Raw genomic sequence first — 17,864 nt, forward strand, 5'->3', positions numbered from 1 at the left:
GGCATTTTTTGACAATTTGAGGGAAGTTGGATAGAATCAAATTATTGATTTTTTTTAAAAAACAAGCTCCTATTTTACCGAAGTAGGAGCTTTTTGTCAATTTTTTTTCTAACATTCAACACTTCTGCTACTGGAGTAAAAGCAATGAACTTTGTTGTTTGCATTAAAAATACAGACTATGCAGCTTCCCTAGAAGTTCGCAAAATCTATCAAGTCTTACCGGACTCAAAAGCAAATACCCATCAAATGCTGCGGATAATTGATGAATCAGGGGAAGATTACCTCTATCCTAACTCCTATTTTATGCCCATTGAACTATCCCCTCCTCTGCAACAAGTTCTGGAAATGTCTTAGGTTGAGTGGAATCAAAGAAACCGGGTTTCTGTCAGGGTTTCTGTATCCTAACCGAGATATCCATAGAAACCCGGTTTCTCGGCATTTAGCTACAATAGGATCAGTTAGGGTAAATCCGGTATAATTAGATATTAATCACTAATCAGAAAAACTCATGCTGAACATACAACTAGACCCCGAAACCGAAGCCCGTTTAGTGGAAATTTTAGCCAGGGAAAAAACGACTAGCGATGAATTGATTAAACGCTTGGTTCAAGAACGCTGGTTGAGTTTACAACCCCGCCAGACTATTGTCGAAAGACGTGGGGGACATCCTGAACATCTGTTAGAAGATGCGCCGCCTGATTTATCAGAACGGGCTAATCGCAAAAAGGCGATCGCTGACTATTTGAAAAAGAAACATCCTCAATACGATTTGCCATGACCTACTATCCTGTAATTCTTGTAGATAGTGGAGTTCTAGTCGCTTACTACAGTTCCAAAGACCGCTATCATCAACAGGTACGAGTCTTCTTTGAAAGATGTACCAGTAACCTAGTGACTACTGTTGCCTGTGCTACTGAGGTGATGTGGCTACTTGGTCCAGATTGGCGTACCCAAAATGAGTTTCTTCATGATATGGCGACAAAACTTTATGAATGTATCCCACTGCTGCCTGAAGATTTTTCCCGCATTGCTGAACTGAATCAGCAATATGCAGATTTGCCTGGAGATTTTGCAGATTTGTCTCTAATTGCTATTTCGGAACGGCTGAATATTCCAGCTATTGCTACTTTAGATAGTGATTTTGATGTGTATCGGCGTTATCGAAACCAGGCTTTTGAACGGGCATTTATCCCTAAATTATGAAGCGATTTTTACGGTTATCGATGATTTCCAGGAGTTAGTGATAAAAACTCAAATCAATGCTTGAGTGAGTAATGACGGCAGCACCAGTATGGAAGTTTCAAGAGGATTTGTTGTTTGCATTAAAAAAACCAGCTTCTTGGCATTGGGCTACAATAGTATCAACCCTTACCCCGTCCTCAACATGACATTCACCACAGATACTCCTGTAACCTGGCAATACCTAGACATTGATGCTCAAAATCAGGCAAAAATTGCCAATAGTCGCGTTTCAGTTTCCCAACTGATTCAAGAAAAACACGCCCACGGGTGGAGTCCAGAAGAACTGCACTTTCAACACCCAGAAATCCCACTTGCTGCCATTTATTCTGCCCTCAGTTATTACTACACCTATCAACCCCAGATTGATGCTCAAATTGCTCAAGAACAGGAAGAAATTCAGAACCTGCAAGCTGATTTAATTACAATGGGAGTCGGTCATCATACTGCCGATTTTAAACAAAGGCTTCAGCAAAAACGGCAGCAGCAGCAAGGATGAAAATGGCAATCTCTTACTATTTCGATGCTCCAGTCCATCGAGCGATTAAAATTGGTTTACAACTGAGAGGGGTTGAGGTTATGACCGCTCAAGAAGACAATAATAGTAGTGCTATTGATGAAATAATTTTGAGTCGTTCTGTGCAACTCAAGCGTCCTCTTGTAACCACAGATCACGATTTTTTAGTTTTAGCTAAAAATTGTGTTGCTCAAGGTGAAGCGTTTACAGGGATTTTCTTTTTAAGTCCTAAAGTTTCCATTGGTTATGCGATAGAAGAGTTAGAGGTTTACGCCAAAATTGGAGAATTAGAAGATTTCGCCAATCAAGTAATTTTTGTTTGATGTTAACCTACTACCGCTTTATGGATTAGAGTCGAACCGATGAACTTTGTTGTTTGCATCAAAAACACAGACTATGCAGCTTCCCTAGAAGTTCGCAAGATTTACCAAGTCCTACCCGACTCAACAGCGAATAGCCATCAAATGCTGCGGATCATTGATGAATCTGGAGAAGACTACCTCTATCCTAACGCCTACTTTATGCCCATTGAACTATCCTCTCCTCTCCAAAAAGTTTTAGAAATGTCTTAGATTAAGGGGAATCAAAGAAACCGGGTTTCTGTCAAGGGTTTCTGTATGCTAACCGAGATATCCATAGAAACCCGGTTTCTCAGCATTTAGCTACAAATTGTGCCGCCAACTTGAAGAAGAAATTAGACGGGTGACGCATTGACAAAACTGGTGGAAGAGTTCCCGACTCGGACGATCATAGGGGGGGTAAAAATGCCCCGGTCGAGTTTCGGCAAAATGGCGCAGGGCGTGGGGATTAGGGTCTGGGTGATGAACCGCAGGCGATCGCATCAATTGAATTTAGGTTAATGAAATTACATGAAACGCTTCCGAATCATTGTGAATTTAATATAAGAGCAGTGGCAAAGGGAGAGCTATCAAATTGCCACAGGTTGTCAGTTTCATCCTGTTGCCGGATTTCTGTTTTGAATTCGCCGTAATATAATTGGGTTGATGCGAGAAAATCAATTCCCCGATTGACTGGCAATCTAGTTGTAGGGGGGGCAATGCCCACCCTCCTCCCCTACTTTAGCGCGATCGCACCCCACCCCATACCTAAAGCACCAAATTAGCGCGGTCACGCCACTACCAGAACTGTGCTAAAAAATAAAAGATATGAGTATCTAAGAGGATTTTCATAGATTTTCAAACAAGTTAATAATTTCTTCAGGAAGAGGATCGTTAAAATTATCAGGGACAACAAATTCACCTTCACATAAACCAATAGGACGAGGTTCTTTTTGAGGTTGGTTTGTTGAGATCGGGTTGATTTCAGCAATAGGGCGATCGGCCTGAGTAATGATTAAGCGATTACCTTCTTGAATCAATTTGATAAATCCTGATAAATTTTGTTGAATGTCATCGATGTTTAGGTTAATCATGACTGGTTTGGGTCTAATTATTCTCAATAAGTTGTAGGGTGGGCAATGCCCACCAAAATGTCTTTTTGGATTTGTTCGAATCGTGCCATCCTCGCGCCCCATTATCCCGAACTCGTTGGTGTCAATCACAAGTTGGCGCTAACATGAGCCAATGATAGCAGATACGCCATCATGAGGGAGGTGGCATGGCGATCGCATAGCCTCCATTATTTACCTTACAAATCAAGGGATAATTGGCCTGGTGAAACATTGGACTGTTTGAAGCAAAGGAAAGGAAGGCACGAAGCAATCTAGTTGGGAGTCGGGAAAATGCGGTTGTTTCCGAAGGGTTAAGCTCAATTCAGGTCTAGATTTTAAGCTAAAGAGGGTTTAATCAGGGCCGGCACAATGCGATCGCAGGCCATTCTCCCTCCCGCTAAATTCCGAGCTACAGGTCCCAATTGTAGGGCCGCCCATCCTCCCATGACAAAGATATTGGTTTTCCCCCAGCGTAAATGGTCATCAAGAACGGGTAAACCCTGAACAAGGGGTAAAGGGGCAATGTCTTGTAGGGTTTTGAGGAGGGGGTGCTGGGCAGCATCCCATTGAGTCCCAGTGGCACACCAAAGGCGATCGCATTTTAAGGTCTGACCATCATCACAGAAAATCTGCCACTGTTGACCTGACCTCCGAAGATCGACAACTTGGCAATGTTCCCGTAGCTGTAACAGACCTTGTTTTTGGACCCGACGGAGTTGGGTCATCATGTCTGGTGTGAGGGAACCCCCATTGCGGGCGTTTTGGATCATCTGCCAACGAGTTTCCCAGTCTCTCTCCTCCCAGAAGGTTTTAAGGGACTTTGGACCCAACCAACTGGGGTCTGTATCAAAGAGTTTCACCTGCATTCCCCGACGGTGGATTAAGGTGACAGTCGCACCTCGGGCGATCGCACCTACCGCTAAATGTCCGGCCGTCAGTCCTCCCCCCACAATCACCACCTGTTCCCCCCTTAAGGGTAATGTACGCAGATCCACCTGTTGGGCGTTACAAAGACGCTCCCCCTGCTTATTTTCTGCCCAACTGGGCCACTGGGGGACACTAGGGCCTAATGCCAAAACGACTCGACGGGTGATCACTGGCTCCCCAGATGGGCTATGGAGTTCGAATCGGCTCGCTTTACGCCCTTTTAGGGGTTCGATGGCTTGAATTTTTTGGGGGATTACTTGTTCTTGTAGTTGCCACCGTTGGATCACAGCTTGACAAAACTGGTGGAAGAGTTCCCGACTCGGACGATCATAGGGGGGGTAAAAATGCCCCGGTCGAGTTTCGGCAAAATGGCGCAGGGCGTAGGGATTGGGGTCTGGGTGATGAACCGCAGGCGATCGCAAATAGGGAATATCGAGGGCGTTAAACTGCTGCTGCCACACCGTCAGCCATTGCCCACTGGGATCAAAAATCTTCAAACGCGATCGCCACTTTGGCCGCTTTTTCAACAAATGCGTCGCCAAGGTTAAACCATGAGGACCCGCTCCAATTATCGCAATATCAAGGGGTTGAGTCATCAGAGAACAAGTCATAACTGGATTTTTCGTCAATGGGTTGGAAAATGGAACTGAATAATCTAGAATGAGAATCGTTCTCATTTTAACCCTTCCATGACCCTATCCCTCCCCGAACTTTCTTCTCCCATCTTCCAAAGACCGCGACGTTTAAGGCAGAGTGCGGGATTGCGGCGTTTAGTGCGAGAAACTCACCTGCAACTCGACGATTTAATCTATCCCCTGTTTGTGATGGAAGGAGAGAATCAACGAGTCGAAGTCCCCTCCATGCCCGGAATTTACCGCTATAGCTTAGATTTGTTATTAGAAGAACTCAGCACCGTGCAGGAATTGGGACTCAGTGCGATCGCCCTTTTCCCCCTCATCCCCGACAGCCAAAAAAACAACCAAGGCAGGGAAAGTTATAACCCCAACGGCCTCATCCCCCGGGCCATCCGGGCCATCAAACAGACCTTTCCTGACCTGATTGTGATTACCGACGTAGCCTTAGACCCCTATAGTGATCAAGGACACGACGGCATCGTTGACGAAAATGGGAAAATCCTGAACGATGAAACCGTTGCCGTTTTAGTCAAACAAGCCCTCGTCCAAGCAGAAGCAGGCGCTGATCTCGTCGCCCCCTCAGATATGATGGACGGACGCATTGGAGCCATTCGGAAAGCCCTCGACGCGGCCGAACACATCCAGACAGGTATCCTAGCCTATAGCGCCAAATACGCCTCAGCCTACTACGGACCCTTCCGCGATGCCCTCGACTCCGCCCCCAAATTTGGCGACAAAAAAACCTATCAAATGGACATCGCCAACAGTCGAGAAGCCATCAAAGAAGTAGCCCTAGATCGAGTCGAAGGCGCTGATATTATCATGGTCAAACCCGCCCTCGCCTACTTAGATATTATTGCCCGCATTAAACCCTATACCTACACCCCCATTGCAGCCTATAACGTCAGTGGAGAATACGCCATGATTAAAGCAGCCGCCCAACGGGGATGGGTCGAGGAAAAAACCATTGTTCTAGAGACATTAACCAGCATTAAACGCGCTGGGGCTGATCTTATTTTAACCTATTTTGCTAAACAAGTTGCTCAATTGGGAATAAAAAATAGTTAAAATTTTTCCTGCTCTTATTTCTTGAAAAGTGCCAAAAATAACAGAGCTTAAAAATTCAAAAGTTAACCCATCATAACCTCTAACCATGAATCAAAATGTAGAACTCGCCAACCTCCCTCAACAAGGATTGCCTGTCACCATTATTACAGGCTTCTTAGGCAGTGGAAAAACCACCTTGCTGAATCACATCTTAAACAATCGCCAAAACTTAAAAGTTGCCGTCCTCGTCAATGAATTTGGCGACATTAATATTGACAGTCAATTGCTCGTTTCCTTAGAAGATGATAAAATCGAATTGAGTAATGGCTGTATTTGTTGCACCATTAACGAGGGTTTAGTAGAAGCCGTTTATAAAATACTAGACAAAGAAAACGTTGATTATCTGGTGATTGAAACCACAGGCATTGCTGACCCTCTGCCGATTTTATTAACTTTTTTAGGCACAGAATTGAGGGACTTAACCCATCTTGACTCAATCATTACCATGGTTGACGCAGAAACCTTTGATATTAATCACTTTGGCAGTGAAGCCGCCATTAATCAGCTTATTTATGGGGACATTATTTTGTTGAATAAAACAGACCTTGTTCCTCCAGAAAAACTGTTAGCACTAGAAGGCTTTATCCGACAGAATAAAAACGCGGCTCGAATCTTAAATTGTGAGTATGGCAAAGTTCCCTTACCCCTAATTTTAGACGTGGGCTACAATGATCCACAACAGTATGAGGCCTTTTTAGACGAGCCGACTTCTGCTAGTCATGAGCATCACGAACATCATGAGCATGAGCATCACGAGCATCATGATCATACTCATCATCACATCACCAGTCACCACCTTGACAATGATGGATTTGTCGCCGTTTCCTTCCAGAGTAATCGCCCTCTTGCCATTGAAAAATTCCAAGAGTTTTTAGACCAAATTCCTGAGACAGTTTTCCGAGCAAAAGGGATTTTGTGGTTTATTGAAAGCGAGCAAAAACATATTTTTCAACTGAGTGGAAAACGGTTCATGATTGATGCTGACTTTTGGGGGGAAGAAAAGCGGTCTAATCAACTTATTTTAATTGGACGCAACTTAGAAAAAGAACGCTTACTCGAAGGATTAGAACAATGTCACGCTTTCCCTCAAGTTGTAGTATAGCGTTTCCATTTGAGCTTGGTAATCCACAAGGGAAAGCCAAGAGAACACCAGATCGGGCAACAGTATACAGGGGTTACAAGGAGCTTGAAGTATTCGGAGAAACTTCTTTGAAAATTCATCAATGATTTGGACAGGCTAGAGTTCCCTAAGTGGCCTCATTTTATCCCAATGAAAACCCATCTAACGTTAATGCCATCCTGAAAGAATGTAACCTAATTCCTTGGCAATAAAACCACGGCTAAAAATTTGTATATTGGATATAAACCCCTTATAAACATCCCCCCATGATGACACAATTAAAATCTCAATCTCCTGGTTTATATATAGTTTCCGGTCCAGCTGGAAGTGGAAAAACTCACTGGATCTTTCAACAATTATCTAAACAAACAGGATCTCAGATTTATGGTGCGCCTAGTCAAAGTTCTTGGTGTTTAGACTCCGCCTATCTGGAAAGCCAACTCAGGGGAGACTTGCAAAACCTCAACACAAGAAACTTAGCGGAAATTGAGGGCTGGGCTTTAAAATCTCCGGTGTATCTAGAACTGGGATTTCATTTAGATTTACAGGTCTTGCCGATATTTTCTAGCTGCGTTCCCTGTCACAAAATCGCCGTTTTACCCAGTGGTTTAGCCATGAGTGAGTGGCATTTCTGGGCGGATAATTTGGTGTTAGGTGTGGGGGCAATGAATCCCCAAATGCCCTCGCAAATCCAGAAATCTGACCTAACGGGGGAAGTATTTGATCCCGCGAGCTTAGATATGGTTTGGTATGAATTGACTCATGGTGCTTATGGAGAGGTTCAACGGGCGAAGGGGATTTTTAATGTTGTGGATGGGCGTTCATTTTGGTTTAGTTTTGTGGCGGGTCAAGACAGTTATTATGAGGAGTTAAACCGCCCTCGTTGTTTGGAGAGTCGTCCGGGGGGATTGAGTGGGATTGAGGTGTGTGGTCAAAATTTGGATACAGAGGCGATCGCATCTAATCTAGCCGCTAGTTGTTTAAATGACCAACTCTTGAGCCACTATCAAGCCCAATATCGCAGTTATGCCGCCAATTCCGAGGTCGTATCATGAAAATAGCAGTTCTCTCTTGTATTCACGGCAACTATGAAGCCCTCAATGCCGTATTGTTGGATTTAGAGCAACACAAAGCCGAAAAAATCTACTGTTTAGGCGATTTAGTGGGGTATGGTCCCTATCCGAACGCCGTAGTAGAAATGATCCGCTCCCTAGATATTCCCACCTGCCAAGGCTGTTGGGACGAGGATATTGTGGAAGGATTGAACGCTTGTGAGTGTAGCTATCCCTCCCTACTCGCGGAACAACGGGGTAAACTTGCCCATGAATGGACCCATGAGCGCATCTATCCTGAAGTGCGGGACTATCTCGCCCAACTCCCCCTAAGTTTGCGCGAGGGAGACTTATGTTTTACCCACGGCAGTCCCCAAAACCAACATGAGTATCTTTTACCGGAAATGAATGCCTTTGCGGCCTTAGAACGGGTGCTATCAACAGGGGCGAATACCCTGTTTTGTGGTCACACTCATGTTCCCTATGTTCGCACTTTAGAAGCGGGGTCTATTCGCCTGCGGGTAGATTATAAGGGAGAGAGTGGGGAGGAAACGGTGTTTACTACCCCCCTGAGACGGATTGTCAATGTGGGGTCGGTGGGAGAACCGCGCCATGGTCGCCCGAATGCGACTTATGTCCTTTATGACACTGAAACCGATCACGTCCAATTACGGGAAGTGGAGTATGACTATCAGAAAACCTGCGCGGCCATTATTGAACAAGGTTTGCCGCCGATTTTTGCCTGGCGTTTAGCGCGAGGATTAGAGTTTGCGGAACGGGCCGATGATCCCAGTCATATTTGCGAACGTTAGGGAGGACATGATTCGATCATGTGGGCGATTTTAAGTGGGATTGAGGGCAATTTAACAGCCTATGAGGCGGTTTTACGGGATCTGAAGCGGCAATCGGTGGAGATTGAAGCCCTATATATTCTGGGGGATATACTGGGCTTACAGGGGCCTGTGGAGGCTCTCTTAGAGCGTTTACAGTCGCCCCAAGGGGGGGAACGGACTCCCCAAATTTGCGCGGGTTTTTGGGAAGATCAGTATCTTCAGATGCAGGGATGGGGGGGTGGACAACCGGAAGCGGCTTTGAGCCAGTATGGTTCCAATGTTCTAATGGAGTTAGAAAAAAGAGTGCCTCGGTCTTGTTTGGATTGGTTGCGATCGCTCCCCTTTGGCTTTTTGGAACTGGATTGCTTACTCGTTCACGGCAGCAGCGTTAGCGTTAGCGATGAACTTTCCCCCCAAACCCCCCCTTGGCAGTTACTGGATTATCTGGTGCGAGTTGAGGCAAATTTCCTCTTTTGTGGTCGTCTGGGTCAATGCTTTTCCGTTCAACTCCAAAACAGTCAAATCTCATCCCAAGTGACCACTTTAGATCAACCCCTCATCGAACAAAAAGCCACATCTTCCCCCCGTCAGATCATCGGAGTGGGAAGTGTGGGAAGAGTTTCGGGACTCGCCCGTTATACCTTGTTTTATCCCACCACAGGACAGATTCGCTGTCGAACCGTGGAATATGCGCCAAACCCCTAGTCGGTAATAGGAGAGACGAGAGAGGGGACCCCGGGGAGACAAATGGGAGAAACCGATTTTCAGGGGCGGGTGAGTAGAAACCGGGTTTTTGGGGCAATCTGAAGTGAAAAGGAGCCAATCCAGGCAACCCGGTTTCCGGATTGGGGGATTCCATACAATATTGCCCCAACCCCTAACCCCTGCTGGGTGAACTATAATCCAATGTAGTTGGATGTTAGGAAAGAATCATGAGCATTTACTTGGGGATTGACATTGGTGCTAGCACAGTCAAACTGGGATTATTGGATCTAGAAAAAGGGGTGATCGGAGTAAGATTAGATCGTCCCAGCTACGCCTCTGAAGGCCCCGACGCGACCGCCAATGTGATTCAGACGGCCACCACGGAACTCCTCCAAGCCAATGATCTGCACTTCAATGATTTAAAAGCCATTGGTGCTTGTTGTCCCACTCCCATTGATGCTTCCGGGATGTGTGTTTATCCCACTAACATTGATGCCTCTTGGCAAGGGGTTAATATCGCCCAAAAACTCTCCGATGCTCTCCATTTACCCGCCCTCCTGCTGAATGATGGGGATGCCGCCGCCTACCGGGAATACAGCGTCCGTGAAGCTCAAAATAAGGCATCTTCCTGCATGGCTCAGTTTATTACGGGAACCGGATTAGGGGGTGCTTTGATTATCAATGGGAAAATCTGGTCAGCCCCGGCTGTTTCCGCAGAATTGGGTCATATTTGTATCGATAGTTCCGAAAATGCTGACCTGTGCGGATGTGGTGCGAGGGGATGTGCGGAAACTAGGGCCTCTCTATTGGGTCTGAGAAATATGGTTAAACACCGACAGGCTAAGGGGAATGTGCCGGAAGCGTTACAAGGAGAGCCTATGGAAGTGGCGAAAAAACTCCGTCGATTAGGTCAGATGGATGAGCCTCTGTCTGATGTTATGTCCATTTGGCAAGAGTATTTTACCAGTCTAGGCATAGCGGCTCGTAATGTTGTTAATACTGTGGGCTGCGACCTGATTGTAATTTCTGGGGGAGCGCAAGAAAAGGAGAAAACGGCATCCGAGGGGGCCTATGAACGCTTTAAAAATGATGCCATTTCTTGGATTCGTCAGGGCATTGACCATAGTTTCCCCCATCTCAAACAAACAAGGGTGGAATGGTCTATTGATACGCTCCCAGATAGTGCCGCTTACGGTGCGGCTCACTATGCCAGTGTAAGCTCACCCCAGTCTAAAGACACTTGGGTGTGAACTACCCCCACCCTGCCGTTGGCGAGGATGGGGAATTCCGCAACATTTTGTTAAAAACCCGTTTTCGACAGGCTCAGTGCATCGCCTTCTAGGACGGCTTTTCTTGATTCTCAAAATCAGTCTTGAGTATAGCGATGCCCCACTGACCGCAGCTAGAAATTGGTTAAACTAAGTTAGTATAATCCTACAGAACCACTTAGCCCACAGCGATGAAAGCACGCTATCAGTATAGAATCTACCCCACCAGCGAACAGTAGCAAAGCCTTGCTGAACTGTTTGGCTGTGTGAGAGTGGCTTTTAAGGGTTAACGTTCGATGGGTTAACGTTCTCAAAACAGTCTGGGCAGTATCCAGGGGTTCAGGTGCTATCAGTGCGGTTGACCGAGGCGAAGAAGACTATGGAGAGGGTGTGGCTCGGTGATGTGTTCTCCGTTCCTTCCGGTCTGTGGTATGTCTAAACTGCGGGACAGAACAAGACCGCGATGTGAGCGCGAGTGCCAATATTTTGGCGGCTGGGCAAGCCGACCTGAATGGGCAAACGTTAAGCTGTGTTAGACCCTACCCCGGAGAAGTGGCTTGTTGGTCTACCTGTCCGGAGACCATTTAATGGTCAGACGGGGAATCCCCACGCCGTGACAGCTGGGGAGGATGTCAAAATTGAAGGATTGAATCATAACGCTAGGCTAGCAAGATAGGGGTTTAGACCCATTGAGTGGATGAAATATCAAACATTTCCTTGGGGAGGTTATCGGCAGCGCTTGCCCGGTCCCGAGGTTTGGCAAGAACGGTTTTGGTGGTTGGGTTTTCTGGCGGCTGCGCTACTGCTGTTTACGGTGAATCTGGCAGAATTGCCACTACAGTCGGGTCAGGAGATGATGCTGGCGCAAACAGCTCGCGAGATGATGGAGGGCAATTGGTTTTTTCCTACCTTGGACGGTCGTCCCTATTTAGAACATTTTCCCCTGCTGGCTGGGCTGATTGCCTTGGCCTATAAGTGGGGTGGGGTGAATATCTGGATGGTACGCTTGCCGGGCGCGCTGGCGGGGGCTTTGTCGGTTTCTCTGCTCTATGGGGTAGCACGGGAAATTCTGCCCAATCGCACGGCGGCAATTTTCGCGACGTTTAGTTATTTAACCCTGTTTCCGGTGGCGCGCTACAGTCGTTTGGCGATGGGGGATGGGGTGACACTGTGCCTAGAGTTGATGATTGTGTTTTGTGTTTTGCGATCGCGCCGAGATTGGCGATGGACACTAGGCATTGGTCTAGGACTGGGTTTGCTGGCCTTAGTACAAGGGGGGGGAGCGCTGTTGATGGCGGCGGTGGTGTTTATCTTTTTACAGTGGGATACCCCCCGTTTACTGCGCCGCTTGCCCCTCTGGTTTGGGCTACTGTTAGGTATTACCCCGGTCATTGTTTGGTCGATTCTCCAAAGTTTAGTCCATGAGATGCCCTGGTTAACGGGTTTAATGTTAGCCCCTCTCTTAACACCTCTACCCCCTTCCCGCTTTGGCTTTCCCTTCACGTTGCTGTTAGAACTCTTACTCTGGAGTCTGCCGGGCTTACTCATGGCTGGCTATGGCTATCAACTCTGTGGGAAAAACCTCACTTGGGGCTGGAGCCGCTTAATTTGGGTCTGGACAGGGGTTTATGGATTGGGACTCATTCTGTTAGCGGTTTTTGTTCCGGTGTCTATTATCCCCTTATGTCCCGTCTGGGCTTTAGCGGCCGGATTAGCACTGGCGGAAATCTGCCATTTCCCCACCTATCGCCCCTATCCCGTGTTGTGGGTGGGCATTTTAGCGGCTTTGGGACTCTTGGCCATGATGGCGAGTTTAGCCGTGAGTGTGTTGTTCCCTATGTTCCCCATTGGTATCTTAATTCTCGCTTCTTTGGGCATTACTTGGGCGAGTACCACCCTCTTGATTGCCCGACGCGATCGCGCTTTTCCCGCTATGTTGTTCTGGGGGATGTATCTTTCCCTACTACTGCTCTTCACCTCCCCCTATTGGTTATGGGATCTGGTGTAGGGGAGGGGAATACGGGGAGAGGGAGTAGTCAATTCCTACTCAATCAACCAAATTCCGGCCGCAATTCTGGGGGGACTAATGCTTAAACTCATCCCCTGTTCTATACCCAATTTGAGCAATTCTAGGGCTTCTACGAGTTTAGGATCAAAAATCCGGTTGGCTTGGGCTTGACAGTCCGCTAAAGCCGCACTGAGGGGCTGTTCTGAACCCGCTTGCTGGTGTTCGAGGCAACGTTTTTGGAAGTAGGCCATCAGGGCAATAATCCGGGACTCTAGGGGGATACCATCATAGGAGAGGCCATCGGGTTGTCCTGAGCCATCCCAGGCCTCAGTTTGATGAATAATAATATTGGCGATCGCCTCTAATTGGGGCATAATCCGTAAAACCGAAGCCTTGGGCAGAATCCCCCGTTTCGCTAAAACCTCCAACTGGGCTTTAGATTTCACCTCGTCCTCTACCATTACCCCCGTCAGAGGTGCTAAACGGTGCAACAAGGCCGCCAGTCGTAAACGCTTGACTTGCCAGGCCGGAAGGTCTAATAACTGTCCCATTGCCTCCCCCAATGCCGCCACCTCTGCCGCCCCATTGGGATTCAACGCATCGGCGCGATCAATTAATTCCGCCATCCGCAGAAAGGCCTGCATCTCATTGGACAGTAAATTATCATCCACCCCTTCGGCCAAGCGGGGGGCATCGGGTAAATTCCCTTGTTGATGGGTGCGATGGAGATAATCCACCACCTGAGACACCACCTGATTGAGGTCATCCCGTTGACAATCCTGCATTTGGGCGAGAATCTGGGACACCTGCACCCCTAACTGCTGCTGGAGTTGGGGTTTATATTGACCGATATGGGCGATCGCTAACTCCACCGTTTCCCGCACTAACTCCGTCTCAAACGTCCAAAACCCGTAAAATTTCCGCTCTAAATCCTCCTCCGGTTGCCCCAACTCCCCATAATCCACCTCAGACAACTCCTGACACAACACCATCGCGCTATAGGTCGGCGATAAAATCATTAAATGCCACTCTTGCGCCACCGGATCATCCGGCTGCAAACTCACCAACGCCACATTCTCCCGCCTTGAAGTCGAATGTTCCCCAAACCCTGTCCCCAGCGTCGCTAAAATAGCAATTTGGCTCGCTTTATCCGCCAATTCCCCGTAGCGATTGGCCTCCTCCAAATACCATTTTCCCTGTTGAAACGCCGCAATCACCACCGGAGCGCTGTCCGACTGCAAAATAAAATCCTCCAAAGCGTGACACAGAGCGACGAGGGTATTTTTATAATACACCCCCAAATGGAGAGGGCGTTTTGTCCCCTCGTGAGCCGTTACCAGTTTTTGCAGTATAGAACCTTGGCGCATAATGAATATTGGTGAATAGAGAATCGGGTTCGTAGTTGCGCTTTAGCGCCCAATCGGGAATCGGGGAGCAGGGGAGCAGGGGAGAGGGGGAGCAGGGGAGAGGGGGAGCAGGGGAGCAGGGGAGCAGGGGAGAAATTCCCTATTCCCCATTACCTATTACCTATTCCCTATGAAAACGCTATATAACGGGATTAAGTCAGTGCGACTAACTCCTTCCTTAAATTCCCCCGTTGTTCCTCCCGGATTGGTGCGCTCAACGCATCCTCTAACGGCGCACAACCTAAACGTTCCTCCAGAATCTTCATCACCTCCCGCCCAAAATCATTGGGATTTTGTTGCCAAGCTTGTAGACAAACCTCACCGAAAAATGACCCCAATGGTTCAGGATTCCAGAGTAACTTCCGCGCCGTCCAAGGCATTAAACTCATGGGATTATACCCCGGATTGAGAATCCCCTTATTCAACGCATAGCCCTCTAAATGAGTGTGAGGCTGTAAACCAATGAAAAAGATCGCAGGCTCCACCTTATCCGCCCCAAAAATCCGTTCTAATGCCCGATGATAAGCAATAGTTTGCCGAATCGTCTCCACGGTTTCATCAATTACATTAAACGAATAATTCACCGAAACCAAATCATTAAATCCCGCCGCCTTTAGGTCTTGACAATTCTCCAGAACTGTGCGTAGGTTGTAGCCCATGCGCATCTTGCGGACTAATTCCTGAGAACCACTGGTGATCCCAATTTCAAAATAATTCATCCCGGTTTTTACCATGAGATCACACAGTTTCGGGGTTAAATTATCGGCCCGAATATAGGCCGCCCAGTGAATATCTTCCATTCCCGAATCAATGATTTTTTCTAACAATTCTTCGGTGTCTTTAATAAACTTCCGAGCGGGAATAAACTGGGCATCAGTAAACCAGAAATTACGGATTCCTCGCTCATACAGTTGGCGCATTTCTGCCACCACCTCATCGGCTGGATTAATGCGAACCTGTTTCCCCTCTACCACCGTATACACACAATAACAGCAGTTATGAGGACAGCCGCGCTTGGTTTGCACGCCAATATAGAAATCATTATCTTGGAGATAATAGTCAAAAGCTGGCCAAACGGACTCAATGTAATCATAATTACAGGCCGTTTTTTCCAGAGGGGTAGGTTCTTCATGAATCATACGCTCCCGAGGCTGATTTTCTCCCACCACATAACAGCGCTCACTCCTTAAATCTTGTCCCCGCAGGAGTTTTTCTAACAGGGTTTCCCCTTCTCCCACTGACACAATACTCCCTTGAGGGAGCAACTGCTGCATCTGTTCATAAAACACACTCACCGCCCCCCCACCGACGACAACTCGTGCTTGAGGACAGTAGCGTTTTGCCCGTTGCAACCCTCGCTTAATTAAGCCCAGATTGCGCCATAATTCCCCGTAATAAGCTGTTGCTACCTTTAAACCTCCTAACGCCCCACGCAGGCGAGTTAAGGGGTTTTTGGCGTAATAAAACTCAAAGGCATTCTGGAGGGGATTCCCCCCTCGTCCTCCTACGGGGGCGTAAATTTGAATGTCTCGCCAAGAGAACACCAGTAAGTTAGGCTGGAACTCATCCACCACCTGATCTAGGGTTTGATTAAATTCTAGGGGCGGCACGGTGCCGAGATCAAAAATACGCTGTTCTACGTCGGGAAATTGCTTATGGATATGATCTGCTAAATAAACTACACCAATGGGAAAAATCGGGTTACAGGGTAGGCGGACGTAGAGGATTTTAGTGGTCATAATCTAACAGGATTTTTAAATTAGGTTTTTTTACTTGCCCCCCATCAATGCACTGGGAAGGGAGACGTTACGGATCTAACTAGCCCCTGCTAGGGGATCTCATCGGAGTCTCAGAAGAATTCACATAACGTTACTTTAACATCCTCTGCTGGTAGCCTTCCCCTGTCTACTGGGAGATCCTCGGGTTGTCGTTAGCACAGATTTTGCTGAATCCTCTCAAACCCTTTAATGATTTTAGTTTTGTAGCCATTAAGACATCAATGCTCTCCCAAGAAAATATAGATTGGTAGTCGTGTTTACAGCCAATTGGGATCGGGAAGTGTTAGGTTATAGCCTGAAAGCAATAGTAAACTTTTATAGAAGACGGCTTTAGTAGTTGTTATGGCTCAGATTTTTGATCCCATCCCCAATAATGCACAAAAGGTGCTGCTTTGCTGCTATGTCAATGCAACCAGCCAAATTCAAATCGCCCGAATCACTAATATACCAAACTGGTATTTTGAGCGCGTTGTTTTCCCCGGTCAACGTCTAGTCTTTGAAGCTGTACCGAGTTCTCTGCTAGAAATTCATACAGGAATGATGGCGAGCGCCATTCTGTCGGACACTATCCCCTGTGAGCGCCTGAGAATTGATGATGATCAAGACGGAATGATTTTAGATGATTCTGTTTTAGAACCGACTCAAGACATTCCCGACACTATCCATGCTCGGAGTTCCACTCCTTTGGCAGTTGCCACTTGTTAAGTATTTCTAGCCGGGCTGAGGTCTAAAGCTCCACAATCAAGTAGTCCTAAATAGATTTTGGTGGGGGTAATTGATGAATTACCCCTATTCTGGGCTTGATTTTTGAGGGGTTCGGGAAACTATTAAGTCCCGTGCTGTGCCGGAACGGTCAGTGTCGGGAGGATGTCATAATGGGTTTTAGTGGTTTTGAGTTTTGGAGTCCTGTGGATCTTCCTTCTTTTCTCTGGCTGTGGAAAATTGCAGCTTGGTCAATGGGTTTGTCTTTGACACTCTATTTTCTCTTGGCAACAACGGGATTCTGGTTTTTGCGACAACGCTGGCAGAAAAAACCCCGTCCAGGTTGGTTGCGTCCGCTACACTATACCCTTGGGGTGATTTTGGTGCTGTTGGTGTTGTTGCTGCTGAGTATTGGGATCATTGGTACGCTGGGATATTATGGTAGTCTGGGTCATTCGCCTCACTTGCTGGCAGGGACCGGGGTGGTGGGATTGGTGTTATTCTCAGCTTGGACGGCGACGCGGATCGGGAAATGGCCAAAAGCGCGATCGCTCCATCTCACGGCAAACCTATTATTGTTCTTCGGATTCCTCTTTGTCTCCTTGACGGGGTGGGATGTGGTGCAGAAATATCTCCCTTGAACCATGGCAAAAAAACAGAAATTTCCCCACTTAGTTGGGTCGAAATGGACAGCAACTCAAAAAACCTGGGGATGGCGACATTTCCAAGTGCTAAACCGCAAAAATGAGGGAAAATGGGTCTTTGCGGAAATGGTGGCCTCTTGTGATCCCAATGTGCGTTTCTGGGTCAATGCCAAACAACTCAAAGACCCAAACCTCTGGGAGGCGGGATGGAAGACGTTACAGGAGATGAACCAGCCGCGAGAACCGGAAGATTATTGGGTTTACTGATTACCGATCATGTTTTCTTGAAAGCCCCGATACTTTAGGACGGGGATGAAAAGAAAAACAGTATGTAACCCGCGAAGCATCAACACTTAATGAGCCTTGCCAGTTTTATTAAGTGTGTTATAATGGGAGCATGATAACGATGACCTACGATTTCAAACTCAAGCCTAAAAAGTCTCAAGTCCAAAGGATTGAGATGCACATTGAAA

General features: G+C 47.1%; 22 protein-coding genes and 1 pseudogene. 18 read left to right on the forward strand and 5 right to left on the reverse strand.

Annotated elements, in window-relative coordinates; translation table 11 throughout:
* Window positions 1-144 precede the first annotated feature (144 nt).
* The 6 genes from K4A83_RS17445 (at window position 145) to K4A83_RS17470 (ending at window position 2,328) form a co-directional block, all read left to right on the forward strand.
* The gene (locus tag K4A83_RS17445; RefSeq protein WP_265265929.1) at window positions 145-354 is read left to right on the forward strand and encodes a hypothetical protein; all 210 of its coding nucleotides are present in this window, start codon (window positions 145-147) and stop codon (window positions 352-354) included.
* A 154-nt stretch (window positions 355-508) separates the two neighbouring features.
* The gene (locus tag K4A83_RS17450) at window positions 509-778 is read left to right on the forward strand and encodes a hypothetical protein (protein WP_265265930.1); all 270 of its coding nucleotides are present in this window, start codon (window positions 509-511) and stop codon (window positions 776-778) included.
* On the forward strand, window positions 775-1,203 hold the full coding sequence (locus tag K4A83_RS17455; protein WP_265265931.1) for a type II toxin-antitoxin system VapC family toxin: 429 nt from the start codon (window positions 775-777) through the stop codon (window positions 1,201-1,203). Before K4A83_RS17450 ends, K4A83_RS17455 begins: the two co-directional genes overlap by 4 nt.
* A 181-nt stretch (window positions 1,204-1,384) precedes the next feature.
* Complete coding sequence (locus K4A83_RS17460; RefSeq protein ID WP_265265932.1) at window positions 1,385-1,738, forward strand: DUF433 domain-containing protein; 354 nt, start codon at window positions 1,385-1,387, stop codon at window positions 1,736-1,738.
* Window positions 1,735-2,079 carry a DUF5615 family PIN-like protein gene (locus K4A83_RS17465; RefSeq protein ID WP_265265933.1) on the forward strand — a complete coding sequence of 115 codons (345 nt, stop codon included), beginning with the start codon at window positions 1,735-1,737 and terminating at the stop codon, window positions 2,077-2,079. The genes K4A83_RS17460 and K4A83_RS17465 overlap by 4 nt, the downstream gene beginning before the upstream one ends.
* Before the next feature lie 39 nt (window positions 2,080-2,118).
* Window positions 2,119-2,328, forward strand: coding sequence for a hypothetical protein (locus K4A83_RS17470; RefSeq protein WP_265265935.1), 210 nt, complete (start codon window positions 2,119-2,121; stop codon window positions 2,326-2,328).
* Window positions 2,329-2,454: 126 nt separating this feature from the next.
* Here the strand turns inward: K4A83_RS17470 and K4A83_RS17475 are convergent.
* From K4A83_RS17475 to K4A83_RS17485, 3 genes and pseudogenes are all read right to left on the reverse strand, one after another.
* A pseudogene (locus tag K4A83_RS17475) lies at window positions 2,455-2,598 on the reverse strand (FAD-dependent oxidoreductase); the annotation flags it as partial.
* A 344-nt stretch (window positions 2,599-2,942) separates the two neighbouring features.
* Window positions 2,943-3,317, reverse strand: coding sequence for a type II toxin-antitoxin system Phd/YefM family antitoxin (locus K4A83_RS17480; protein WP_265265937.1), 375 nt, complete (start codon window positions 3,315-3,317; stop codon window positions 2,943-2,945).
* A 224-nt stretch (window positions 3,318-3,541) separates the two neighbouring features.
* Window positions 3,542-4,729 (reverse strand): FAD/NAD(P)-binding protein, encoded by a 1,188-nt coding sequence (locus tag K4A83_RS17485; RefSeq protein WP_265265938.1) that lies wholly within the window; start codon window positions 4,727-4,729, stop codon window positions 3,542-3,544.
* Between the two features lie 93 nt (window positions 4,730-4,822).
* Here K4A83_RS17485 and hemB point away from each other — a divergent pair, with 93 nt between their 5' ends.
* The 9 genes from hemB to K4A83_RS17525 all read left to right on the forward strand — a co-directional run bounded on the left by hemB (window position 4,823) and on the right by K4A83_RS17525 (window position 12,861).
* Window positions 4,823-5,836 (forward strand): porphobilinogen synthase, encoded by a 1,014-nt coding sequence (hemB, locus tag K4A83_RS17490; RefSeq protein WP_265265939.1) that lies wholly within the window; start codon window positions 4,823-4,825, stop codon window positions 5,834-5,836.
* Between the two features lie 85 nt (window positions 5,837-5,921).
* Window positions 5,922-6,977 (forward strand): CobW family GTP-binding protein, encoded by a 1,056-nt coding sequence (locus K4A83_RS17495; RefSeq protein WP_265265940.1) that lies wholly within the window; start codon window positions 5,922-5,924, stop codon window positions 6,975-6,977.
* A 284-nt stretch (window positions 6,978-7,261) separates the two neighbouring features.
* Window positions 7,262-8,050, forward strand: coding sequence for a GTP-binding protein (locus K4A83_RS17500; protein WP_265265941.1), 789 nt, complete (start codon window positions 7,262-7,264; stop codon window positions 8,048-8,050).
* A complete protein-coding gene (locus tag K4A83_RS17505; RefSeq protein WP_265265942.1) occupies window positions 8,047-8,859 on the forward strand; it encodes a metallophosphoesterase family protein in 813 nt (270 codons plus the stop codon). The genes K4A83_RS17500 and K4A83_RS17505 overlap by 4 nt, the downstream gene beginning before the upstream one ends.
* Before the next feature lie 18 nt (window positions 8,860-8,877).
* A complete protein-coding gene (locus K4A83_RS17510) occupies window positions 8,878-9,585 on the forward strand; it encodes a metallophosphatase (protein WP_265265943.1) in 708 nt (235 codons plus the stop codon).
* 227 nt (window positions 9,586-9,812) lie between these two features.
* Window positions 9,813-10,835 carry an ROK family protein gene (locus tag K4A83_RS17515; protein WP_265265944.1) on the forward strand — a complete coding sequence of 341 codons (1,023 nt, stop codon included), beginning with the start codon at window positions 9,813-9,815 and terminating at the stop codon, window positions 10,833-10,835.
* Window positions 10,836-11,044: 209 nt separating this feature from the next.
* Window positions 11,045-11,092 (forward strand): helix-turn-helix domain-containing protein, encoded by a 48-nt coding sequence (locus K4A83_RS23500; RefSeq protein WP_407810092.1) that lies wholly within the window; start codon window positions 11,045-11,047, stop codon window positions 11,090-11,092.
* Window positions 11,093-11,279: 187 nt separating this feature from the next.
* Entirely contained in the window at window positions 11,280-11,441 is a 162-nt protein-coding gene (locus tag K4A83_RS17520; protein WP_265265945.1) for a hypothetical protein, read from the forward strand.
* Between the two features lie 109 nt (window positions 11,442-11,550).
* A complete protein-coding gene (locus tag K4A83_RS17525) occupies window positions 11,551-12,861 on the forward strand; it encodes an ArnT family glycosyltransferase (protein ID WP_265265946.1) in 1,311 nt (436 codons plus the stop codon).
* Window positions 12,862-12,896: 35 nt separating this feature from the next.
* Here the strand turns inward: K4A83_RS17525 and K4A83_RS17530 are convergent, their stop codons facing one another.
* Window positions 12,897-14,228 carry a DICT sensory domain-containing protein gene (locus K4A83_RS17530; protein ID WP_265265947.1) on the reverse strand — a complete coding sequence of 444 codons (1,332 nt, stop codon included), beginning with the start codon at window positions 14,226-14,228 and terminating at the stop codon, window positions 12,897-12,899.
* 191 nt (window positions 14,229-14,419) lie between these two features.
* On the reverse strand, window positions 14,420-16,006 hold the full coding sequence (locus tag K4A83_RS17535; protein ID WP_265265948.1) for a photosystem II high light acclimation radical SAM protein: 1,587 nt from the start codon (window positions 16,004-16,006) through the stop codon (window positions 14,420-14,422).
* Between the two features lie 381 nt (window positions 16,007-16,387).
* Between K4A83_RS17535 and K4A83_RS17540 the strand changes: the two genes are divergently transcribed.
* The 3 genes from K4A83_RS17540 (at window position 16,388) to K4A83_RS17550 (ending at window position 17,658) form a co-directional block, all read left to right on the forward strand.
* Window positions 16,388-16,750 carry a DUF1830 domain-containing protein gene (locus tag K4A83_RS17540; protein WP_265265949.1) on the forward strand — a complete coding sequence of 121 codons (363 nt, stop codon included), beginning with the start codon at window positions 16,388-16,390 and terminating at the stop codon, window positions 16,748-16,750.
* A 203-nt stretch (window positions 16,751-16,953) separates the two neighbouring features.
* Window positions 16,954-17,388 (forward strand): DUF4079 domain-containing protein, encoded by a 435-nt coding sequence (locus K4A83_RS17545; RefSeq protein WP_407810093.1) that lies wholly within the window; start codon window positions 16,954-16,956, stop codon window positions 17,386-17,388.
* Window positions 17,389-17,391: 3 nt separating this feature from the next.
* On the forward strand, window positions 17,392-17,658 hold the full coding sequence (locus tag K4A83_RS17550) for a TIGR02450 family Trp-rich protein (RefSeq protein ID WP_265265951.1): 267 nt from the start codon (window positions 17,392-17,394) through the stop codon (window positions 17,656-17,658).
* The last annotated feature ends 206 nt before the right edge of the window (window positions 17,659-17,864 follow it).

The organism is Spirulina subsalsa FACHB-351, from assembly GCF_026130165.1.
Lineage (GTDB): Bacteria > Cyanobacteriota > Cyanobacteriia > Cyanobacteriales > Spirulinaceae > Spirulina_A > Spirulina_A subsalsa_A.